This is a genomic window from Vibrio sp. 1F253 (genome assembly GCF_041439295.1).
In the GTDB taxonomy this organism is placed as follows: Bacteria; Pseudomonadota; Gammaproteobacteria; order Enterobacterales; family Vibrionaceae; genus Vibrio; species Vibrio tasmaniensis_A.
In genome coordinates, this window is sequence record NZ_JBGONU010000015.1 from 40,946 (window position 1) to 63,802 (window position 22,857).

At 44.6% G+C, this 22,857-nt stretch carries 25 protein-coding genes; 3 read left to right on the top strand and 22 right to left on the bottom strand.

Annotated elements, in window-relative coordinates:
* Window positions 1–132: 132 nt before the first annotated feature.
* The 22 genes from ACED28_RS09825 to ACED28_RS09930 all read right to left on the bottom strand — a co-directional run bounded on the left by ACED28_RS09825 (window position 133) and on the right by ACED28_RS09930 (window position 18,777).
* Entirely contained in the window at window positions 133–555 is a 423-nt protein-coding gene (locus ACED28_RS09825) for a F0F1 ATP synthase subunit epsilon (protein WP_004735742.1), read from the bottom strand.
* Window positions 556–573: 18 nt separating this feature from the next.
* Window positions 574–1,977, bottom strand: a complete 1,404-nt coding sequence (gene atpD / locus ACED28_RS09830) for a F0F1 ATP synthase subunit beta (protein ID WP_009848119.1) — start codon at window positions 1,975–1,977, stop codon at window positions 574–576.
* 34 nt (window positions 1,978–2,011) lie between these two features.
* Window positions 2,012–2,878 carry a F0F1 ATP synthase subunit gamma gene (gene atpG / locus ACED28_RS09835; protein ID WP_009848120.1) on the bottom strand — a complete coding sequence of 289 codons (867 nt, stop codon included), beginning with the start codon at window positions 2,876–2,878 and terminating at the stop codon, window positions 2,012–2,014.
* Window positions 2,879–2,926: 48 nt separating this feature from the next.
* Entirely contained in the window at window positions 2,927–4,468 is a 1,542-nt protein-coding gene (gene atpA / locus ACED28_RS09840; protein ID WP_009848121.1) for a F0F1 ATP synthase subunit alpha, read from the bottom strand.
* A gap of 13 nt (window positions 4,469–4,481) precedes the next feature.
* Window positions 4,482–5,015 carry a F0F1 ATP synthase subunit delta gene (gene atpH, locus ACED28_RS09845; RefSeq protein WP_009848122.1) on the bottom strand — a complete coding sequence of 178 codons (534 nt, stop codon included), beginning with the start codon at window positions 5,013–5,015 and terminating at the stop codon, window positions 4,482–4,484.
* Between the two features lie 15 nt (window positions 5,016–5,030).
* Window positions 5,031–5,501 carry a F0F1 ATP synthase subunit B gene (gene atpF, locus ACED28_RS09850; RefSeq protein ID WP_010433231.1) on the bottom strand — a complete coding sequence of 157 codons (471 nt, stop codon included), beginning with the start codon at window positions 5,499–5,501 and terminating at the stop codon, window positions 5,031–5,033.
* Between the two features lie 59 nt (window positions 5,502–5,560).
* The gene (gene atpE, locus ACED28_RS09855; RefSeq protein ID WP_004411110.1) at window positions 5,561–5,818 is read right to left on the bottom strand and encodes a F0F1 ATP synthase subunit C; all 258 of its coding nucleotides are present in this window, start codon (window positions 5,816–5,818) and stop codon (window positions 5,561–5,563) included.
* A gap of 49 nt (window positions 5,819–5,867) precedes the next feature.
* Window positions 5,868–6,665 (bottom strand): F0F1 ATP synthase subunit A, encoded by a 798-nt coding sequence (gene atpB / locus ACED28_RS09860; RefSeq protein ID WP_009848124.1) that lies wholly within the window; start codon window positions 6,663–6,665, stop codon window positions 5,868–5,870.
* 8 nt (window positions 6,666–6,673) lie between these two features.
* Window positions 6,674–7,063, bottom strand: coding sequence for a F0F1 ATP synthase subunit I (locus ACED28_RS09865; RefSeq protein WP_008221392.1), 390 nt, complete (start codon window positions 7,061–7,063; stop codon window positions 6,674–6,676).
* 192 nt (window positions 7,064–7,255) lie between these two features.
* The gene (locus ACED28_RS09870; RefSeq protein ID WP_012605105.1) at window positions 7,256–8,137 is read right to left on the bottom strand and encodes a ParB/RepB/Spo0J family partition protein; all 882 of its coding nucleotides are present in this window, start codon (window positions 8,135–8,137) and stop codon (window positions 7,256–7,258) included.
* 23 nt (window positions 8,138–8,160) lie between these two features.
* Window positions 8,161–8,934: a ParA family protein gene (locus ACED28_RS09875; protein WP_009848126.1), complete on the bottom strand. Its 774-nt coding sequence runs from the start codon at window positions 8,932–8,934 to the stop codon at window positions 8,161–8,163.
* 14 nt (window positions 8,935–8,948) lie between these two features.
* The gene (gene rsmG, locus ACED28_RS09880; protein WP_009848127.1) at window positions 8,949–9,581 is read right to left on the bottom strand and encodes a 16S rRNA (guanine(527)-N(7))-methyltransferase RsmG; all 633 of its coding nucleotides are present in this window, start codon (window positions 9,579–9,581) and stop codon (window positions 8,949–8,951) included.
* Entirely contained in the window at window positions 9,581–11,476 is a 1,896-nt protein-coding gene (gene mnmG, locus ACED28_RS09885) for a tRNA uridine-5-carboxymethylaminomethyl(34) synthesis enzyme MnmG (protein ID WP_012605106.1), read from the bottom strand. Before mnmG ends, rsmG begins: the two co-directional genes overlap by 1 nt.
* A 479-nt stretch (window positions 11,477–11,955) precedes the next feature.
* Window positions 11,956–12,390: an FMN-binding protein MioC gene (gene mioC, locus ACED28_RS09890; protein WP_371709750.1), complete on the bottom strand. Its 435-nt coding sequence runs from the start codon at window positions 12,388–12,390 to the stop codon at window positions 11,956–11,958.
* A 50-nt stretch (window positions 12,391–12,440) separates the two neighbouring features.
* Entirely contained in the window at window positions 12,441–13,802 is a 1,362-nt protein-coding gene (gene mnmE / locus ACED28_RS09895; protein WP_029222947.1) for a tRNA uridine-5-carboxymethylaminomethyl(34) synthesis GTPase MnmE, read from the bottom strand.
* A gap of 129 nt (window positions 13,803–13,931) precedes the next feature.
* Window positions 13,932–15,551 carry a membrane protein insertase YidC gene (gene yidC, locus ACED28_RS09900; protein ID WP_371709751.1) on the bottom strand — a complete coding sequence of 540 codons (1,620 nt, stop codon included), beginning with the start codon at window positions 15,549–15,551 and terminating at the stop codon, window positions 13,932–13,934.
* Window positions 15,552–15,553: 2 nt separating this feature from the next.
* On the bottom strand, window positions 15,554–15,811 hold the full coding sequence (yidD, locus tag ACED28_RS09905) for a membrane protein insertion efficiency factor YidD (protein WP_004735802.1): 258 nt from the start codon (window positions 15,809–15,811) through the stop codon (window positions 15,554–15,556).
* Window positions 15,778–16,101 carry a ribonuclease P protein component gene (rnpA, locus tag ACED28_RS09910; protein WP_029223763.1) on the bottom strand — a complete coding sequence of 108 codons (324 nt, stop codon included), beginning with the start codon at window positions 16,099–16,101 and terminating at the stop codon, window positions 15,778–15,780. The genes yidD and rnpA overlap by 34 nt, the downstream gene beginning before the upstream one ends.
* 45 nt (window positions 16,102–16,146) lie before the next feature.
* The gene (gene rpmH / locus ACED28_RS09915) at window positions 16,147–16,281 is read right to left on the bottom strand and encodes a 50S ribosomal protein L34 (protein ID WP_004735800.1); all 135 of its coding nucleotides are present in this window, start codon (window positions 16,279–16,281) and stop codon (window positions 16,147–16,149) included.
* A gap of 194 nt (window positions 16,282–16,475) precedes the next feature.
* Window positions 16,476–17,225: an amino acid ABC transporter ATP-binding protein gene (locus ACED28_RS09920; protein WP_135445416.1), complete on the bottom strand. Its 750-nt coding sequence runs from the start codon at window positions 17,223–17,225 to the stop codon at window positions 16,476–16,478.
* Window positions 17,222–17,893, bottom strand: coding sequence for an amino acid ABC transporter permease (locus ACED28_RS09925; RefSeq protein ID WP_009848134.1), 672 nt, complete (start codon window positions 17,891–17,893; stop codon window positions 17,222–17,224). Before ACED28_RS09925 ends, ACED28_RS09920 begins: the two co-directional genes overlap by 4 nt.
* Window positions 17,894–18,027: 134 nt before the next feature.
* Window positions 18,028–18,777, bottom strand: a complete 750-nt coding sequence (locus ACED28_RS09930) for an amino acid ABC transporter substrate-binding protein (RefSeq protein ID WP_029223762.1) — start codon at window positions 18,775–18,777, stop codon at window positions 18,028–18,030.
* Between the two features lie 309 nt (window positions 18,778–19,086).
* Between ACED28_RS09930 and dnaA the strand changes: the two genes are divergently transcribed.
* The 3 genes from dnaA (at window position 19,087) to recF (ending at window position 22,844) form a co-directional block, all read left to right on the top strand.
* A complete protein-coding gene (gene dnaA, locus ACED28_RS09935) occupies window positions 19,087–20,508 on the top strand; it encodes a chromosomal replication initiator protein DnaA (protein ID WP_009848136.1) in 1,422 nt (473 codons plus the stop codon).
* Window positions 20,509–20,589: 81 nt separating this feature from the next.
* Window positions 20,590–21,690: a DNA polymerase III subunit beta gene (gene dnaN, locus ACED28_RS09940; protein WP_371709752.1), complete on the top strand. Its 1,101-nt coding sequence runs from the start codon at window positions 20,590–20,592 to the stop codon at window positions 21,688–21,690.
* 74 nt (window positions 21,691–21,764) lie between these two features.
* Complete coding sequence (gene recF, locus ACED28_RS09945; protein ID WP_371709753.1) at window positions 21,765–22,844, top strand: DNA replication/repair protein RecF; 1,080 nt, start codon at window positions 21,765–21,767, stop codon at window positions 22,842–22,844.
* Window positions 22,845–22,857: the final 13 nt, after the last annotated feature.

The window sequence follows — 22,857 nt, forward strand, 5'->3', positions numbered from 1 at the left end:
TGGCCAAAAAATTAAATCACAATAACCATTTAACCAGTAGTGATGCTTAAAAGATGCATTTTTCAGAACCTAAAAATGCAAAAAGGCGACCCTTAGGTCGCCTTTATCTCAGAGTCTATAATCTTAAAAAGATTAACGACGCTGCTTTGTCAGTTCGATAACTCGTAACTGAGCAATGGCTTTAGCCAGTTCACCGGCCGCTTGTGCGAAGTCTATGTCGCCATGCTGATTTTGGATATTCTCCACAGCCTTGCGTTTAGCTTCTTCCGCCTTTGCTGCGTCTAGCTCTTCACCACGGATAGCTGTATCAGCCAGTACAGTCGCTGTACCAGGCTGAACTTCTACCATACCACCAGAAACATAAATAATTTCTTCGTGGCCGTGCTGCTTAACAATACGCACCATACCAGGCTTGATAGCGGTCAGCAGTGGAGTGTGACCATGGAAAATACCAAGCTCACCCTCACTACCGGTCACCTGAAACGTCTCAACAAGACCAGAGAAAATTTGTTTCTCGGCACTTACAACGTCTAGGTGAAAGGTTATTGCTGCCATATCGCCTCCTAGTTAGCCTTATAGCTTCTTAGCATTCTCGATAGCTTCGTCAATTGCACCACAGTACATGAACGCTTGCTCTGGAATGTCATCGTATTCACCAGATAGAAGACCTTGGAAGCCACGTAGAGTCTCTTTAAGAGGTACGTAAACGCCTGGGTCACCTGTAAATACTTCCGCTACGTGGTAAGGCTGAGTTAGGAACTTCTCAATCTTACGAGCACGAGATACAACTTGCTTATCTTCTTCAGATAGCTCGTCCATACCTAGGATAGCAATGATATCTTTCAGCTCTTTATAGCGCTGAAGAGTAGACTGAACGCCACGAGCGATGTCGTAGTGTTCTTGTCCAACTACCAATGGATCCAGTTGACGTGAAGTAGAATCTAGCGGGTCGATCGCTGGGTATAGACCCATAGATGCGATGTTACGGTTAAGTACAACCGTTGCATCCAAGTGAGCGAACGTTGTTGCTGGAGACGGGTCAGTCAAGTCATCCGCAGGTACGTATACCGCCTGTACAGACGTGATAGAACCAGCTTTAGTTGACGTGATACGCTCTTGTAGAACACCCATTTCTTCAGCTAGTGTAGGTTGGTAACCTACCGCAGAAGGCATACGACCTAGAAGTGCTGATACTTCAGTACCTGCTAGTGTGTAACGGTAGATGTTATCAACAAACAGTAGAACGTCACGACCTTCGTCACGGAAACGCTCTGCCATTGTTAGACCAGTCAGTGCAACACGTAGACGGTTACCTGGTGGCTCGTTCATCTGGCCGTAAACCATCGCTACTTTTGATTCTTCAGGTTTTTCGATGTTTACAACACCTGCTTCCTGCATCTCAAAGTAGAAATCGTTACCTTCACGAGTACGCTCACCTACACCTGCAAATACAGATAGGCCTGAGTGTTGAAGTGCGATGTTGTTGATAAGTTCCATCATGTTAACGGTCTTACCTACACCAGCACCACCGAATAGACCGATTTTACCACCCTTAGCGAATGGACAAATCAAGTCGATTACTTTAACACCAGTTTCTAGAAGAGCTGTCTCGTTAGACTGCTCTTCGTAGCTTGGAGCTTCACGGTGAATGGCGTAATGCTCTTCAGCACCAATCTCGCCACACTCATCAATCGCGTCACCTAGGACATTCATGATACGACCCAATGTCTTAGTACCTACTGGTACTGAGATTGGAGCGCCAGTATTTTCAACTGTCAAACCACGACGTAAACCATCAGAGCTACCCATTACGATTGCGCGAACTACGCCACCGCCAAGTTGTTGCTGAACTTCAAGAACTAGACGCTCTTTCACTTCATTAACATTCAGAGCATCGTATACACGAGGTACTTCGCCCTGTGGGAACTCTACGTCGACTACCGCACCGATGATCTGTACGATCTTACCTGTAGCCATCGTTAATCCTCTAACTATTTAGTTTTACCTAAGCTTAAACCGCAGCTGCGCCTGAAACGATCTCAGAAAGTTCTTGTGTAATCGCCGATTGACGGGCTTTGTTATACACAAGTTCTAAGTCATCAATAATGTCACCAGCATTATCTGTTGCTGATTTCATTGCAATCATTCGAGCCGCTTGCTCACAAGCAAGGTTCTCGACCACACCTTGGTACACTTGAGATTCGACATAGCGAACCAATAGTGCATCTAGTAGTGGCTTTGGCTCGGGCTCATAAATGTAGTCCCAAGAATGACTGCGTTTCATTTCTTCGCTGTCTGATTTAGGCAAAGGAAGTAATTGATCGATCGTTGGTTCTTGAACCATAGTGTTTTCAAACTTGTTGAACACTACGAACAGGCGATCTAGTTCGCCTTCATCATATTTCTTCAGCATAACGCTCACAGAGCCAATCAAGTCTTCAAGGCTTGGACGATCGCCCAGACCAGAAACTTGAGCTGCTACTTTCGCGCCGCTGTTGTTGAAAAATGCTGTTGCTTTAGAGCCTACAATTGCAAGCTCAACATCAGCACCTTTCTCAGACCAATCTTTCATGTCGTTCATGGCTTTCTTGAACAAGTTAATGTTCAAACCACCACAAAGACCACGGTCTGTAGAAACGATGATGTAACCAACACGTTTGGCTTCACGTTCCTCAAGATAAGGATGCTTATACTCGAGGCTACCATTAGCCAAATGACCGATCACTTTACGCATTGTTTCTGCATATGGACGAGTAGCTTCCATTGCGTCTTGAGAACGACGCATTTTTGAAGCTGCTACCATTTCCATTGCTTTCGTAATCTTCTGTGTGCTTTTAACACTACCGATTTTATTACGTATCTCTTTTGCGCCGGCCATCGTTACTCTCCGTTAATGGTATGAGGTGGCCCTAAGACCACCTACCAATTACCAGGTCTGGGTTGCCTTGAAATCGTCAACAAGCTTCTTCAGCTCAGCTTCGATTTCTTTGTTGAAAGCACCCGTTGCGTCGATCTGTGTTACTAGATCAGCGTATTGACCACGAGCAAACGACAGTAAAGCAGCTTCAAAGTCTAGAACTTTAGAAAGTTCAACGTCTTGAAGGTATCCACGCTCTGCAGCGAAGATTACTAGAGCTTGGTCAAATACAGACATAGGAGCGTATTGCTTCTGCTTCATCAGTTCTGTAACTTTTTGACCGTGGTCTAGCTGCTTCTTAGTCGCTTCATCAAGATCCGAAGAGAACTGAGCAAATGCTGCAAGTTCACGGTATTGAGCTAGAGCAGTACGGATACCGCCAGATAGCTTCTTGATGATTTTAGTCTGCGCCGAACCACCTACACGAGAAACTGAGATACCTGGGTCAACAGCTGGACGTACGCCCGCGTTGAATAGCTCAGTTTGTAGGAAGATCTGACCATCAGTAATCGAGATTACGTTCGTTGGTACGAATGCAGATACGTCACCAGCTTGCGTTTCGATGATAGGAAGAGCTGTTAAAGAACCAGTCTTGCCTGTCACTTCGCCGTTAGTGAATTTTTCTACGTATGCTTCGCTTACACGAGCTGCACGCTCTAGTAGACGAGAGTGAAGGTAGAAAACATCACCTGGGAACGCTTCACGACCTGGTGGACGCTTAAGTAGTAGCGAGATTTGACGGTAAGCGACAGCTTGCTTAGATAGATCATCATAAACAATCAGTGCATCTTCACCGCGATCACGGAAGTATTCGCCCATCGCACATCCAGCATACGGTGCAAGGTATTGCAGCGCTGCAGATTCAGAAGCAGATGCAACAACAACAACAGTGTTTGCTAGTGCGCCGTGCTCTTCTAGTTTGCGAACTACGTTAGCAATAGTCGACGCTTTTTGGCCGATAGCTACGTAGATAGAGAAAATACCAGAATCTTTTTGGTTAATAATCGCATCGATCGCCATTGCTGTTTTACCAGTCTGACGGTCACCGATTACTAGCTCACGTTGACCACGACCGATAGGGATCATTGAGTCAACAGACTTGTAACCAGTTTGAACAGGTTGATCTACCGATTTACGGTCGATTACACCTGGTGCGATAATTTCTACAGGCGAAGTCAATTTAGCTTCGATTGGACCTTTACCATCAATTGGCTCACCTAGCGTGTTTACAACACGACCAAGCATTTCAGGACCTACTGGTACTTCTAGAATACGACCAGTACCTGTAACTTTCATGCCTTCCTGTAGGTCAGCATACGGGCCCATTACAACAGCACCAACCGAATCACGGTTCAAGTTTAGTGCTAGAGCGTAACGGCCACCCGGTAGTTCGATCATTTCACCTTGCATCACGTCCGCTAGGCCGTGAATGCTAAGGATGCCATCGCTTACAGAAACGATAGTACCTTCATTGCGAGCTTCACTAACAACGTCGAAAGATTCAATACGTTGTTTAATTAGATCGCTAATTTCAGTGGAATTAAGTTGCATGCTCCAATCCCCATTAAGACTGCAATGCATCGCTCAGGCGGTCTAAACGACTGCGCGCTGAGTTATCGATGACTAGGTCTCCGGCTCGAATAATAACTCCACTAAGTAGAGTCTCATCTATACTGCAATTCAGCTGAACTTTGCGCGCTAAGCGCTGTTCCAATTTGCTGCTGATCTCTGCACGTTGTTCTTCAGAAAGTTCTACCGCTGAAGTTACTTCAACGTCGATCTCTTTCTCATACTCTTTTTTGAGTATAAAGAACTCTTTACAAACATCAGGAAAAGCCATTAAGCGGCCATTCTCTGCCATCACTTTAATTAAGTTCTGACCGAATTCATCAAATTGTTCGCCACAAATTACAATGAATACTTCAGCTAATTTTTCAGCAGTCATAGAACCGCTTAATAAATTGTGAACATCATCATTTTGTGCCACTTCGGCAGCAAAAGTAAGCATTTGACCCCATTGGTCTAGCTCACCTTTATCTACCGCAAAGTCAAACGCTGCTTTAGCATAGGGGCGTGCGATTGTAGTCAAATCAGACATATACAGCCCCTTGCTTTAAAGTTTTGCAGTAATGTTGTTAAGAAGATCATCGTGTACATCTTTATCGATTGTACGTTCAAGGATTTTCTCAGCACCAGCTATAGCCAGAGTTGCGACTTGTTTGCGCAGGTCATCACGGGCACGTGTACGCTCTGCTTCAATTTCTGCTTCAGCTTGCGCTAAGATCTTCTGGCGTTCTGCCTGAGCCTCTTCGCGTGCTTCATCAATAATTTGAGCTTTACGTTTGTTTGCCTGATCAATAACCTCAGTTGCAGTGCGCTTTGCTTCTTTCATTTGCTCAGAAGCGTTGGCTTGTGCCAGGTTCAAGTCTTTAGCAGCGCGTTCAGCGGCTACTAGACCGTCAGCAATTTTTTTCTGACGTTCTTCAATTGCTTGCATGATTGGTGGCCATACATATTTCATGCAGAACCAAACAAACAGTGAAAAAGCAATTGCTTGACCTAGCAGAGTTGCGTTCATATTCACAACAGCTACCCCTCGTTAAGAATCAACTACAAAAATTTAATTAACTATTTAGAAGTTAATTAGCCTGCTAGTTGACCAACAAATGGGTTAGCAAACGTGAATAGTAGTGCGATTACGATACCGATCATTGGAACAGCATCCAATAGACCAGCGATGATGAACATCTTAACTTGTAGCATTGGAGCCATTTCAGGTTGACGCGCAGCGCCTTCTAGGAATTTACCACCAAGAATAGCAAAACCAATTGCAGTACCTACGGCACAAAGACCAACAATGATAGCAACAGCGATTGCTGAAAAACTTAGTACAGTTTCCATTTACGTTCTCCGGTTAACATTAATAGTTAGAATAAAGCTTAAAAATTTTTTAGTGATCACTATCTTCATGAGCCATTGATAAGTAAACGATTGTCAACATCATGAAAACAAACGCTTGAATCAAAATAACCAAGATATGGAAGATAGCCCAAGGTAGTGCACCTACCCATTGTAAGTACCACGGTAGCATTGCCGCGATAAGAATAAACACCACCTCACCCGCAAACATATTACCAAATAAACGCATACCTAGAGATAGTGGCTTCGCTAATAACGAAATTACCTCAAGTACCAAGTTAAATGGAATCATGATTGGGTGATTAAATGGATGCAGTGCCAATTCTTTAGCAAATCCGCCTAGACCTTTCACTTTGATGCTGTAGTAGATCATCAGAGCAAAAACACCTAAAGCCATTGCCATTGTTATATTAACATCAGCTGTAGGAACCACTTTCAAGTAAGGGATACCTAGCCAATGCTCTGCAGGATATGGTAAGAAATCGATAGGCACTAAGTCCATCAAGTTCATAATGATAATCCAGCAGAATATAGTCAGTGCTAGTGGGGCAATCAGAGGGTTGCGGCCATGGAAAGTTTCTTTAACGTTGTCACCAACGAATTCCACTACCATTTCAACAAAACACTGAAGCTTACCAGGTACACCTACTGTTGCTTTCTTAGCGACTGAGCGAAAAACCCAAAGGAATAACATCCCTGTCAACACCGAAAAAAACAGACTGTCTATATGTACGTTCCAGAAACTTGTCTCCTCTACAAGACCAAACTTAGCTAAAGAAAGGTTTTGTAAATGGTGTTCAATGTATCCGGATGCTGTTGGCGCAGCCATAACTCATCCTATTTTTTATTGTTAATGAAAAGCACTGGCGCAAAGATATTAATACCTAGAACCAGTAAATAGGTCAGTTTGAGGGGAATTAATTCCACCTGCATATACATGTAGACGATAGAGAATAGTAGAACTGTGATTAAGATTTTGAGCGCTTCACCTGCATAGAACGACGCCGCAACTAACTTAGTTGCGCGAGCTCCACAAAATAGAAAAGCACACACACAAAAAACTACATTCGCGATGACAAAAATACCGCCACCGATTAATGCAGCAAAACCCCAATCAGGATTAACAGCTAAACCTAACCCTATCGCCACTAATATAACCGCGCTAAGCTCGATCAATAACATTTGCTTTGCAAGCACTCGTCCTGGTCTTGCTAACGCCGCTACCATGTATTCGTTCCTCTTTTAAGCCTACTTTGATACTCGCTTAAAAGCGTGCTGATAAATTGGCGAAAATTATACGTTCAGCCAAATTGATTGCAATAAGAATGCAGCAATCATTTACATTTTTGTATACAAACCGACAACTTTTGTACGAAATCACTTGTTCATTACATAATTGACTTAAATCAATTATCTCACTTAGTACTCTAATTTAGCAATAAGTTGATCTAATTTGTGAGGCTCATCAAGAGTAATTGTCACTTTTGACTTCCCACTAACAGAACGAGTAACTGAAACGTTTGCTTGCAATTTTTCCGTGAGTCTTCGTGAAAGTTCGATAGCTTCAGTGTCTTCTTGCTTCGATTCTGATTCAACGTCTGGCTTTAAGCACTTTTTAACAAGCTGCTCAGTTTGACGCACGGTCATTTTTTTGGTTGCTGCAGTGTTTGCTGCCTCAACCTGGGTATCGCCTTCGAGCGCAAGCAATGCTCTAGCATGCCCCATTTCCAGGTGTTTGTTGGAAACTAAACCTTTTACTTCATTTTCGAGCTGATTTAGACGTAATAAGTTACTAACCGTTGCTCTCGATTTACCGATCACTTCAGCAACTTGTTGATGTGTCAGCTCAAATTCGTTCTGCAAGCGCTCTAACGCTTGTGCTTCTTCGATAGCATTCAAGTCTTCACGCTGAATGTTCTCGATCAATGCCATCGCAATCGCGGCCTTGTCTTCGACTCTCTTAATTAGACATGGCACTTGCTTAAGGCCAGCTTGACGAGCAGCTCTCCAACGACGTTCGCCAGCAATAATCTCAAACTGGTCGTGTGCTAAGGGACGTACAACGATTGGCTGAATAATACCTTGAGATTGGATTGATGCTGCCAGCTCTTCTAGCGCTTCCGGCGCAATATCCTTACGCGGTTGATATACACCTGGCTTTAAGCAACCAACAGCCAATTCGATAAGCTCACCATCAGCCGACAACGCCTGACTATAAGAAGCAACTTGCTGCTTTTCACGAGCTAATGAGCTAGTTGCAAGCAATGCATCTAGCCCCTTTCCTAAACCACGCTTAGACATTGAGCGAATTCCTTTGGTTGGACCTATACTGGGACTTCTTCACGACGTAACATTTCGCCAGCAAGAGCAAGATATGCCTTAGCTCCTGCAGAATATTTGTCGTAGTACATTGCTGGCTTGCCATGACTCGGCGCTTCTGCCAGACGCACATTTCTAGGGATCACAGTTCGATAGACTTTGCTACCGAAGTGCTTTTTGAGTTGATCAGATACTTCGTTCGATAAGCGGTTACGAGGATCGTACATAGTACGCAGAAGACCTTCAATCTTCAGGTTCTCATTTACCACCGCAGCGAGCTTGCTAATGGTATCCATCAACGCAGTCAAACCTTCCAGAGCAAAGTATTCACATTGCATAGGAACCAATACGGAATCGGCCGCAGCCATCGCATTAATTGTAAGAAGATTTAATGACGGTGGGCAATCGATAAAGATGAAATCATAGTTATTACGAATGGATGCCAACGCGTTCTTTAGACGAACTTCACGAGCAAACACTTCCATCAATTTGATTTCTGCCGCTGTAACATCACCATTTGCGGCGATAAGGTCATAGTTGCCAGATGTACTTCGGCAAACTACCTCATCAAATGGGGTGTCTTCAACCAACAAATCGTAAGCAGTTGCTTCAACCTGATACTTGTCAACACCGCTCGCCATCGTGGCATTACCTTGAGGATCGAGGTCAACAACCAATATCTTGCGCTTTGTTGCCGCCATTGATGCTGCCAAGTTAATGCAAGTTGTTGTTTTTCCTACGCCACCCTTCTGGTTGGCAATTGCTACGATTTTACCCACTATGGCCTCGCTGATTATCCCTGACGCGATAAAGTAACTAGATGACGCTCTCCATCAAGCTCTGGCACTTGCAAAGCTTTAATGTCTGTCACTGAACACCATTCAGGTAACAGGTCGATTTCGTCTCTAGGGTGTTGTCCCTTAAGAGCCAAAAATACACCGGATTGCTCTTTAGGTAAATGATGACACCACTCTACCATGTCTGTCATTGATGCAAATGCGCGACTGAGCACGGCATCAAACTTTTCTTCTGGTTGAAATTCTTCAACGCGACTTTGAATCGGCACCACGTTGTCGATACCCAGCTCATGAATCACTTGCTTGATAAAACGAATACGCTTACCCAAGCTGTCTAGCAAGTAAAACTCGCAGTCAGGATTCATGATTGAGAGCGGAATCCCAGGAAGACCTGGGCCTGTGCCAACGTCAATAAAGCGCTTGCCTTGTAAGTGAGTGCTAACAATGATGCTATCTAAGATATGTTTCACCATCATTTCTTGCGGATCACGAACTGACGTCAGATTGTATGCTTTGTTCCACTTGTTTAGTAACTCAACGTAGCCAACCAATTGGCTGCGTTGCTTTTCAGATACTTCAAGTTCAGTCTGGCCAATCAGGTGATCCAGTTTTTCGCGTAATGCGCTCATTATGCTTCCTCACCTTTTTTCAACAGGCCGTGTTTTTTCAAGTAAACCAACAGAATTGAAATTGCAGCAGGTGTGATACCTGAGATTCGCGATGCAATACCAATTGAGTCTGGTTTAGCGGTAGTTAGTTTAAGAACCACTTCGTTAGAAAGCCCTTTTACCTTACTGTAATCGATGTCAGCCGGCAGTTTGGTGTTTTCATGACGCAGTGATTTTTCAATTTCATCTTGTTGACGTTGGATATAGCCATCGTACTTCACTTGGATCTCAACTTGCTCAGACGCTTGTTGATCTTCCAGTGCAGGACCAAAACGATCCAACGACGTTAGCTGTGAATAAGTCATTTCAGGACGACGAAGAAGATCTTCACCACTCGCTTCACGAGACATTGGTGTTTTCAGGATCTGGTTCAATTGATCAATATCTTCAGATTTTGGATTAATCCATGTTTCTTTAAGACGTTGACGCTCTTTCTCCATGTTTTCCATCTTCTCGTTGAATCGCGTCCAACGAGCATCGTCGACCAAGCCAAGTTCACGAGACTTTTCAGTCAAACGGATATCAGCGTTGTCTTCACGAAGCAACAAGCGGTACTCCGCGCGAGATGTAAACATTCGGTACGGTTCTTTAGTACCCATCGTCGACAAGTCATCGATAAGTACACCCATGTAAGCTTGATCGCGGCGTGGGCTCCAGCCCTCTTTGCCTTGCGTAAACAAACTCGCATTCAAACCGGCCATTAAGCCTTGTGCTGCAGCTTCTTCGTAGCCAGTGGTGCCATTGATTTGCCCCGCAAAGAACAACCCCTTAATAAACTTGGTCTCGTAAGTCAGTTTAAGATCGCGAGGGTCAAAGAAGTCGTACTCAATCGCGTAGCCAGGACGGACGATGTGTGCGTTCTCAAAACCTTTCATTGAGTGAACGATTTTTACCTGAACATCAAACGGTAAACTGGTTGAAATACCATTCGGGTATAACTCGTGCGTCGTTAGGCCTTCAGGCTCAATGAAAATTTGGTGACTGTTTTTATCAGCAAAGCGCATCACTTTGTCTTCAATCGACGGACAGTAACGAGGGCCAATACCTTCAATCACACCAGCGTACATCGGGCTGCGATCGAGGTTGGCACGAATAACGTCATGCGTATTTTCGTTAGTGTGCGTGATGTAACATGGAATCTGACGCGGCTGCTGAGCTCGGTTACCCATGAATGAGAAAACCGGAGTCGGATTATCGCCGTGTTGAACCTCAAGCTCAGAAAAATCAACGCTGCGTGCATCGATGCGAGGAGGTGTACCCGTTTTTAGGCGATCAACACGAAATGGAAGATCACGAAGACGGTCAGCGAGCGCGATCGATGGTGGATCACCCGCACGTCCACCCGATGAACTTTCCATACCAATATGAATCTTACCGCCTAGGAATGTGCCTACCGTTAAGACCACAGCATTAGCGCGGAATTTGAGGCCCATTTGCGTAACCACACCCACCACTTGATCTTGTTCAACGATCAAGTCATCAACCGACTGTTGGAACAGAGTTAGGTTTGGTGTGTTTTCAAGAACATTACGGACAAAGGCTTTGTAAAGTGCGCGGTCAGCTTGTGCACGAGTTGCACGTACCGCAGGGCCTTTTGATGCGTTTAATGTTCTGAACTGAATACCTGCATGATCAATAGCTTGCGCCATTAATCCACCCATAGCATCGACCTCTTTTACCAAGTGGCCCTTACCGATCCCGCCAATGGCTGGGTTACAAGACATCTGTCCCAACGTATCGATATTATGAGTTAGTAATAACGTACTTTGACCAGTACGTGCAGATGCGAGTGCGGCTTCCGTTCCTGCATGGCCACCACCAACAACGATGACGTCAAATTTTTCGTGATAAAGCATGAACCGACCTCAGGTACTCAAACGTTTCTAGATTGATAAAAAGGAGCGATATTCTACCTGTTTTCATAGCTTGAGAAAACGTTTTTGGAATTTTTCGAAAAAGCTGTTTTTAATTAATATAGATAAGATCTTTAGAGAGATCTTTTATTAGATCTATTATTAGGATCGAGGGTGTCTGTGGATAAGTAGAAAATGATCAACAAGATCATGGATCTTTTTTGGATCAAAGGGTGTGATCTAACTTTGATCATAATGAGGATTAGCTGGGATCAAAATGGCTACTTATACACAAGGGGGAATTACCTAGAAAGTTGTTATTTGGATAACTATAGGTTGATCACCGTATATGTATTATCTTATCCACAGAGAAAATTGAAAAAAGGACATGTATTTCGATTTATTTTCAAAAAAGTTATTCACAATCACGATTTTCAGAGACAAAAAAAGCGGCATAAGCCGCTTTTTAGAAGATTGGGGTGTTAAAACTGGTCACTATGATCGTTAAACCATTCCCCTGCAGCATCTTCTGGGACCGGTGTTTCAAGAACATCGATGGTAAAACAAGCAGAAATCGCTTGAGCACCGAGCTCTTTTAGTTGGCTGTGGACTGATTTACCTGCCAAACAGAAGGTATCGTAGCTCGAATCTCCAAGCGCCACTACAGCAAAGCGAACCTGGCTTAAATCTGGAGATTGCTGGGTCAATGCGTCGATAAACGGCTTAATATTATCTGGAAATTCACCGGCACCATGAGTTGAAGTGACCAACAACCAAAAGCCTTGTTGGGGGATATCATCGTATTCAGGCTGATTATGAAGGGTTATTTCATGACCTTGCTCTTCAAGAAGATCATTAAGGTGATCGCCAACGTACTCTGCACCACCTAAGGTGCTACCTGTAATAATGTGGATCATTAAGCTGTCCTTACTAAAGAAGAAGGCCAGCATGAACTGGCCTTTTAAGGTTATTTACCAATACAGAATGAAGAGAAGATGCGACCTAAAAGATCGTCTGAACTGAACTCACCCGTGATCTCATTGAGGTGCTGCTGAGTAATTCGAAGCTCTTCCGCTAAAATCTCACCCGCCATGTAGCCTTCAAGCTGCTGTTGGCCGATATCTAGGTGTTCTGATGCTCGTTCTAGGGCATCTAAGTGACGACGACGTGCCATAAAGCCACCTTCATGACCACCAGCAAAGCCCATACAATCCTTTAGATGACTACGCAGAGCGTCGACACCTTGGCCTGTTTTGGCTGATAAGCGAATCAGGGTTGGATCGTTAACATGACAAATGCCTAACTCTTCACTGGTTTGATCCGCTTTATTACGAATTACCGTCATTCCGATGTTGTCTGGTAGACGATCAACGAAATCTGGCCAGATATCTTTCGGGTCGGTTGCGTCTGTTGTTGTGCCATCAACCATAAATAAAACTCGGTCTGCCTGAGCTATTTCTTCCCAAGCACGTTCAATACCTATCTTTTCTACTTCATCAGAGGCCTCACGTAGGCCTGCGGTATCAATAATATGCAGTGGCATGCCATCAATATGGATATGTTCACGCAGTACATCACGCGTAGTGCCGGCAATATCAGTCACAATGGCAGATTCTTTGCCTGACAATGCATTTAATAGGCTCGATTTACCCGCATTTGGGCGACCTGCAATCACGACTTTCATACCTTCACGCATGATGGCACCTTGATTGGCTTCTTGGCGCACAGCTTCGAGATTGTCGATGATAGCCTGTAAGTCAGCACTTACTTTACCGTCAGCAAGGAAATCAATTTCTTCTTCAGGGAAGTCGATAGCCGCTTCAACGTAGATTCTTAGGTAAATCAGGGAATCTACCAGTGTATTAATACGCTTTGAGAATTCACCTTGCAGGGATTGTAGTGCAGATTTCGCCGCTTCTTCTGAGCTTGCGTCAATCAGGTCAGCAATCGCTTCGGCTTGAGTTAAATCCATCTTGTCGTTTAAGAAGGCACGCTCTGAAAACTCACCTGGACGCGCAGCACGCACGCCTGAGATCGCGAGGATTCGTTTGATTAGCATATCCATCACCACCGGACCGCCGTGGCCTTGCAGCTCTAACACGTCTTCGCCAGTAAACGAATGTGGGTTAGGGAAGAAAAGCGCGATACCTTGGTCGAGTTCGATGCCATCGTGAGATTTAAACGGGAGGTACTCAGCGTAGCGAGGCTTAAGTGTTTTTCCTGTTACTTCTAGGGCAACCTGAGTCGCCAATGGGCCGGAAACGCGGATAATACCGACGCCACCACGGCCTGGCGCGGTCGCTTGAGCAACAATCGTATCTGTAGTCATAGGTGTGCCTGCTAGCATGTGAAAGCCAAAGAGGGCATTCACGATTAATCAATTAGCTGAATTGTAATCAGCTAAAAACAAAAAGGCGACCTTTTGGTCGCCTTTCTTTATCTCTTTCTATTATCGAACTTACTTAGAATGTAAGCCTTTCTTTTCCAGTGCGCGGTAGATAAGCGTTTGCTGAATTAGAGTTACGATGTTCGATACTAGCCAGTAAAGAACCAGACCTGAAGGGAAGAACAGGAAGAAGAATGTGAACATAACCGGCATAAAGGTCATGATCTTCTGCTGCATTGGATCCGTTACAGTTGTCGGGCTCATCTTCTGGATTAGGAACATTGAAGCACCCATCAGAAGTGGCAAGATGTAGTATGGGTCTTGTGCTGAAAGGTCAGTAATCCAACCGAAGAACGGTGAGTGACGCAGTTCAACAGACTCCATTAGTGCCCAGTATAGCGAAATGAAGATAGGCATTTGAAGAAGAATAGGTAAACAGCCACCTAGTGGGTTTACTTTCTCTTTCTTGTAAAGCTCCATCATTTCTTGACTCATGCGTTGACGGTCGTCGCCAATACGCTCACGCATTGCAGTCAGCTTAGGCTGAAGCATACGCATTTTCGCCATAGACGTGTACTGAGCTTTCGTTAGTGGGTACATAGCACCACGAACGATGAAAGTTAGACAGATGATTGCCAGACCCCAGTTCACAACGATGCCTTGAATAAATGAAAGCAGAGTATGAAGTGGTTTAGCAATGAACCATAACCAACCGTAGTCAACTACTAGGTCTAGGTTTGGTGCAACAGCAGCCATTTGGTCTTGAAGTTTAGGACCAACCCAAAGCGTTGCTTTGAAGTTTGCTTCGTCGCCAGTAGCGATGGTTTTGTTCGGCATGCGAACACCGATGTCGCCAAGGTTGCCAATTACACGAGTGTAAAGGTTGCTGCCTGCTTCGTCGCGTGGAATCCAAGCACTTGCAAAGTAGTGTTGAATCATCGCTGCCCAACCTTGACCGTTTGCTAGGTTAAGAGAAAGGTTGCGATCTTGCATGTCGTCGAAGCTGTATTTTTTGTAACGCGTATCTTCCGTAGAGTAAGCACCACCACGGTAAGTTGGCATTGTTAGGCTACCACCGTCATCCATAACGTTTTGACGTAGGTGAGCGTACATGCCGAATGTTGCGTTATTGCCAGAGTTGTTGACTACATCGTATCCAACGTCAATCGCGTAGCTGCCGCGCTTAAGGACGAATGTTTTTGTGTAATCCAGGCCGTTCGCTTGGTAAGTCATTGGGATGCGTAGTTCATCTTGACCTTCAGCCAACGTGAAGCTGTCTGCTGAAACCGTGTAGCTAGGGCGGTTAGTGCTGCTTAAATCGATACCTTGAGGACCCACTAGACCGCTTTGAGCGATAAATTGGTGACCAGGCTCGTTTTTAAGAAGAACAAAAGTATCTTCAGAATCGAACTCAGCAGAGTAATCGTTTAGGTTTGCTGTAACGACATCACCACCAACCGTATCAATTGACAGAGTCAGAACATCAGTTGTTACTGTGATAGTTTTAGCAGAAGCAACTTGACCAGGAGCCGGGTCTAGATCATCTGCATAAGATGGCGCTGGTAGGGTGCTGCCAGATTGTGCCTGCTCAACCGCTTGTGGAGCTGGGTTCTGAGCTACGTTCCATTGTTGGAACAGTAGGAAAGAAACCAAAGCCAATGCGATTAACAGGATATTACGTTGAGAATCCATCGTTATTTATCTCTGTCTTGTTTTTGGACTGGTGGAACGGGGTCAAAGCCCCCTTCGTTCAAAGGATGGCATTTTAATAGACGTTTGCCTGATAACCAACACCCTTTTACAAAACCGTGAGCTTTCAACGCTTCTATCGCATATAAAGAGCAGGTTGGAGTAAATCGGCAGCGTGGGCCGATGAGTGGACTAATAAACCATCTATAAAAATAGATGGGTATTAGCGCTATCCACGCGAAGGGCGAGACAGGCGAAGCCATAATTTGTCGAGTAGCTTGAACATTTCTTCATTGCTTAAATCTTGCGCGCTCTTCTTAGCGATTACAACATAATCTTTGTTAGGAAGTTTGTGTTGAGTGTTACGAAAGCTTTCACGAGTAAGACGCTTGAATCGATTACGACCCACGGCGGTTTTAATCTGCTTTTTCGGAACGGCTAATCCAAGGCGAGGATTTGAAAGAGAGTTATTTCGGGCAATGATGGTGAAATGAGGGGAGCCTGCTCGATGAGCTTGCTTGAAGACATTCTGATAATGTTCGGGAGTTAACAAGCGTAACTCCCGACCGAAGGCTAGCTTATTCAAAATAATCAAAGATTACTTAGAAAGACGCTTACGGCCTTTTGCACGACGTGCATTGATTGTTGCGCGACCGTTCTTAGTAGCCATGCGAGCACGGAAACCGTGTGTACGCTTACGCTTTAGAACTGTAGGTTGAAAAGTGCGTTTCATTGTAATTACCTTACTGATCAGTAGTTTTAGGTTTTTGTTAAACCCGGCGTGGGCATTTTTTCTCTTCTTTATATAAGAAAGGAAAACCGACGCCTCTCAACAAAGAGGCGGAATTGTAATCACTGTCACAAAAAGTGTCAATGATTGGGTTAACTAAAATTCCGGTCGGGGGATTATACGTAGAATAACTAAAATCACAAGGATCCTTCGTCGATCCCGACCTTATTTAAGAATTTCTTTAATTTAGGATCCTGTGGATTACCAAAAATATCCTGTGGAGATCCCTGTTCGACAATGTGGCCATCAGCCATGAAGATCACTCGGTCTGCGACCTCTCTAGCGAACTGCATTTCGTGAGTAACCACCAGCATGGTTTGATGCTGATTTGCTAGTTTTTTCATTAGGTTAAGCACTTCGCCAACCCATTCAGGATCAAGCGCTGAAGTCGGCTCATCAAACAGTAAAAGCTCTGGTTGTAGAGCCATTGCACGGCCAATACCAACCCGTTGCTGCTGGCCACCAGAGAGCGCGGCTGGGTAGCTATCAGCTTTCTCTCCTAAGCCAATGTCGTCGAGTATTTGTTGTGCTTTTTCATGGGCTTGCTTCTTTTTCCAACCACGAACGGTAATCAAACCTTCAGCTATATTCTGTCTCGCGGTTTGGTGAGCAAATAGTGCATAGTTTTGGAATACAAAACCAGTCTTACGACGCAGTGCAAGCACCTCTGCTTTGGTGTGTTTCTGAGCATCAACCTTAATATCATCAATCGAAATAATACCTTGATCGGCTTGCTCTAGAAAATTCACACAACGCAGCAGGGTAGACTTACCCGTACCACTTGAACCTATGATGACAATTATCTCACCTTGTTTGATTTCTAGGTCGATCCCTTTCAAAACTTCGGTGTCACCAAACTGCTTGTGGATATTTTGTAATTTGATCATCGTACATACGCCTTATTCAGTTTCACTTCGGCCCAAATTTGAATACGAGTGAGGATAACCACTACGCCCCAGTAAATCAGCGCGACTGCTAAGAAAGCCTCGAAGAAGCGGAAACTTGAAGAAGCTTCCATCTGAGCTTTAGCCATGATTTCGGCGACACCTAAGGTGAATGCAAGTGAAGTCGACTTGATCATGTCGATGAAATAGTTCATTAAAGAAGGCAGTGCTACGCGGGTTGCTTGCGGCAAGATCACTCGGCGCATCGCTTGACTGGTTGTCATACCGACTGAGAGGCTGGCTTCCATCTGGCTACGATCAATACCGATAATCGCGGCACGAATACTTTCTGCCATATACGCGGCAAAGTGCAGGGTTAAGCCAATTACAGCGGCGCTGAAAGCATCCAACCCAACCATCCACGGGAATACTTGTGGTAAGCCGTAATAAAGGAGGAAAAGCTGTACCAACAGTGGTGTGCCTCGAAAGAAGCTAATGTACAGCTGGCTCAGTTGGTCGAGTACTGGGATTTTGAATACACGAATATTCGCCAGTATCAGAGACAGGATCAGAGCAAAGAACAAGCCCCAAGTCGCCATCTCCATCGTGGTGCCTAAATACTTCAGTAGTATTGGCAACAGCTCTAGCATGTAATTAAAGTCAAATCCCATAATCTATCTCGTATTAGTATTGGAAGTGTTGTTCTATTTGGAAATACTGTTCTATCAGGCTTTTAATCAGTGCACAAAAGCAAAAAGCCCACCGCCGTGTAAAGCAGTGGGCCTCGAATGGAGATAGTGAGTGATTACTTCTGAGTAATGTCCGCACCAAACCATTTCTGAGAGATACTTTCTAGCGTACCATCTGCGCGCATTGCTGCTAATGCTTGGTTTACTTCTGCTTGCAGTTTTTTACCGTTGTCGTTGTCCACGAAAGGCCAAGCGTTTTCAATGGTTTCGAATGGCTGACCCGCTAGCTGTAATGGTAGACCCGTCTTCTTGATAAGCTCTAGTGCTGATAGGCGATCCATTACGAATGCATCGGCACGACCAAGAGCGACATCATGCTCAATACCTGTATCGTAGGTTTTCACATTGATCTTGCCATCTTTATCGTAGCTGCGAAGCAGTTGTTCAAAGTTTGAACCTAGGTTTACCGCAACCGTCTTGCCATCAAGGTCTTCGATACCCTTAATGCTGTCATTACCTTTACGAACGGTAATTTGTGCACCGTCTACTACGTATGGGTCTGCGAATAGGTATTTCGCTTTACGTGCATCCGTCATTGTAATTTGGTTTGAAATGGTATCGATACGACCCGTTTCAAGAAGACCAAAAAGACCAGAGAAGTTTGCCGTTACGTATTCAACCTTGTAATCGTTACGCTTACCGATCTCATCCCATAAATCCACTTCAAAACCTTGTAGTTGGTCTTGTTTAACGAACGTAAACGGGAAGTAGCGACCAGACATGCCGACTTTAACTTCAGTCGCGGCTTGAACAGTAGCAGCAGAGAGTGCGATAGCCGCAATTGCAGCCTTAATCCAGTTATTCATTTGGTAACTCCTTATATTTATAGGGTTGGATGTTACTGGGAAAATGCTCAATAGAATAAATAACCAGATGTTATTAACCATAACCAGATCGCATTCTCGATTTGGGGATAACTAGCAAGGATCCGGGCATAAGTGGATCATTGTGTGAGTAAATTAGGGGCAAGATGTGTGGATCCACCGATTATTTACAAAATTATTGTGAATAACTTGGATCTTATTCACTGGATCTGTGATCAATTGCTGGTGATCTGACTTATCAACAGGTAAAATTAACGGTCATTTCATATAACTTAAATAGAGTGGGGCACCGTGTCATCTTCGCTTTGGTTGCAATGCTTGCAACAGCTTCAAGAAGAGTTACCAGCTACAGAATTCAGTATGTGGGTACGTCCGTTACAAGCGGAGCTCAATGGTAATACTCTAACTCTATTTGCACCAAACCGATTTGTACTCGATTGGGTGCGCGATAAGTACCTAAATAGCATTAACCGTTTGCTACAAGAATATTGTGGTAATGATATCCCGCATCTTCATTTTGAAATTGGGAACAAACGAGTTACTGCTCCAAAATCTGAGACTATCGCCCCAGCTCGTACCCGTACAGCCGCTGATGTGGCTGCTGAATCGTCAGCACCTGCGCAGTTACAAGCTCGTAAGCCTGTTCACAATATCTGGCGTGATGAAGAGCCTGTAGCGGTTGATCTTAACCACCGTTCAAACGTAAACCCAAAACATAAGTTCAATAACTTTGTTGAGGGTAAATCAAACCAATTGGGTTTGGCGGCGGCACGTCAGGTTTCTGATAATCCAGGAACAGCTTATAACCCGTTGTTTTTATACGGTGGCACTGGTTTAGGTAAGACGCACTTGTTGCATGCGGTGGGTAATGCCATTGTTGACAACAAACCGAATGCGAAAGTGGTTTACATGCATTCTGAGCGCTTTGTTCAGGATATGGTGAAGGCGCTACAAAATAACGCGATTGAAGAATTTAAGCGCTACTACCGTAGTGTTGATGCTTTGCTTATCGATGATATCCAATTTTTCGCGAATAAAGAGCGCTCTCAAGAAGAGTTCTTCCATACCTTTAATGCGCTGCTTGAAGGCAACCAACAGATCATCCTAACCTCTGACCGTTATCCAAAAGAGATCAACGGGGTAGAGGATCGTCTTAAATCTCGCTTCGGCTGGGGTTTGACGGTAGCGATTGAGCCACCAGAGCTTGAGACTCGTGTTGCGATCTTAATGAAGAAAGCCGAAGACCACCAAATTCACCTTGCGGATGAAGTGGCATTCTTTATTGCTAAGCGTTTACGCTCTAACGTTCGTGAGCTAGAAGGCGCATTGAACCGTGTTATTGCGAATGCAAACTTCACTGGCCGTCCGATCACGATCGATTTCGTGCGTGAAGCACTGCGTGACTTGCTTGCTCTGCAAGAAAAACTCGTCACCATTGATAACATTCAAAAGACAGTCGCTGAATACTACAAAATCAAAGTTGCTGATCTATTATCTAAACGCCGTTCTCGTTCTGTTGCTCGTCCACGCCAACTGGCGATGGCACTGGCTAAAGAGTTAACTAACCACAGCTTGCCTGAGATTGGCGATGCATTCGGTGGCCGTGACCACACGACCGTACTGCATGCTTGTCGTAAGATTGCTCAGTTGCGTGAAGAGAGCCACGACATTAAAGAAGATTATTCGAACTTGATTCGTACCCTTTCTTCTTAATACACAGTATTCTTAACCTTAATAAGCAGAATCTTGGCCACGTACTATTACGCAGTGCCATTTAGACCGTAAGAGCAAGATATGAAATTTACCATTGAACGTAGTCACCTGATAAAGCCATTACAACAAGTATCTGGCGCACTCGGTGGCAGGCCAACGCTTCCAATTCTAGGAAATCTACTGATTAAAGTAGAAGATGACGTGTTGTCGATGACAGCAACGGATCTAGAAGTTGAACTGATCAGCCGTGTAACGCTTGAAGGTGATTTCGAAGCGGGCAGCATTACTGTACCTTCACGTAAATTCCTAGATATCTGTCGTGGCTTGCCAGACAGCTCAGTGATCACTGTGGTATTGGATGGCGACCGTATTCAGGTTCGTTCTGGTCGTAGCCGCTTCTCATTAGCAACATTACCTGCGGCAGATTTTCCAAACATTGAAGACTGGAGCAGTGAAGTTGAAGTGTCAGTGACACAAGCTGAGCTACGTGGTCTTATCGAGAAAACCCAATTCTCAATGGCGAACCAAGATGTTCGTTATTACCTCAACGGCATGTTGTTTGAGATTGAAGGTTCAATCCTACGAAGTGTCGCAACTGATGGTCACCGTATGGCGGTATCTCAAGCACAATTGGGTGCCGATTTTGCTCAGAAGCAGATCATTGTTCCTCGTAAAGGTGTGCAAGAGTTAGTGAAGCTACTGGATGCACCAGAGCAACCGGTAACGCTGCAGATTGGTAACTCTAATGTGCGTGCTGAAGTGAACAACTATGTCTTCACTTCTAAGCTGGTTGATGGTCGTTTCCCTGATTATCGCCGCGTAATGCCGCAAAATACTACCAAGACACTTGAAGCTGGTTGTGATGAATTACGTTCAGCATTTTCTCGTGCTGCGATTCTGTCGAATGAAAAATTCCGTGGTGTTCGCGTTAATCTTGTAGATAGCGAGATGCGTATTACCGCGAACAACCCAGAGCAAGAAGAAGCGGAAGAAGTGCTAGACGTAACCTTTGATGGTGATGCACTAGAGATTGGTTTCAACGTAAGCTACGTGTTGGATGTTCTGAACACACTACGTTGTGAGCAAGTTCGCATCTCAATGTCAGACGCCAATGCGAGTGCTCTTATCGAGAACGCACAAGACGACAGCGCGATGTACGTTGTTATGCCTATTCGCTTATAAGCGTTGTTTGTGATGTTTACTGATCAACAACGTTTACCTATCGAGTCGTGATTGAAGATTAATATGAAGACGTTATGCCTTTATCGCGCTTAATCGTTAAGCAGTTTAGAAATATAGAAGCCTGTGACATTCAACCGTCATCAGGCTTTAACTTTCTTATAGGGGCTAACGGGAGCGGAAAAACCAGTGTCCTTGAAGCGGTATATCTGCTCGGACATGGTCGCTCATTTAAGAGTTCACTCACCGGCCGTATCATACAAAACGAGTGCAGTGAGCTGTTTGTACATGGCCGTTTTATGACCTCGGATCAATTTGAGCTGCCAATTGGCATTAATAAGCAGCGCGATGGCACAACAGAGGTTAAAATAAGCGGTCAAACTGGGCAAAAATTGGCTCAGTTAGCTCAGGTTTTACCTTTGCAGTTGATTCACCCGGAAGGGTTTGATTTACTAACCGATGGACCTAAGCATCGCCGCGCATTTATTGATTGGGGAGTCTTCCACAGTGAGTCCGGCTTTTATGATGCATGGGGCAGGGTAAAGCGCCTCAATAAGCAGCGAAACGCCTTATTGAAAACGGCAACACACTATCGAGAACTGAGCTATTGGGACCAAGAATTGGCCCGTTTAGCGGAAAGTATCAGCCAGTGGCGTGCCACTTACGTTGAACAGCTTAAAGAAGTCGCCGAAGAAATCTGTGCGACCTTCCTTCCTGAGTTTGAGATAAAGATTAACTATTATCGTGGTTGGGACAAAGACACCCCATATGCCGATATTTTAGAAAAGAATTTTGAAAGGGATCAGCAGCTTGGTTACACCTTTAGTGGGCCAAACAAAGCGGATCTGAAGATAAAAGTGAACGGCACTCCAGTGGAAGATGTCTTGTCACGAGGTCAATTGAAGTTGATGGTGTGCGCGCTGCGAGTAGCACAAGGGCAACACCTCACTCAAATGACAGGTAAGCAGTGCATCTATTTGATAGATGACTTTGCTTCCGAATTAGATAGCCAACGCCGAGCACGTCTTGCTGAGTGTTTAAAGGCGACCCAGGCTCAAGTTTTTGTAAGCTCTATTACCGCTGATCAGATTGCAGATATGCATGACGAAAATAGCAGGATGTTTCATGTGGAACATGGCAAAATAGAGCAAGGATAATTAGTCAGAGAGT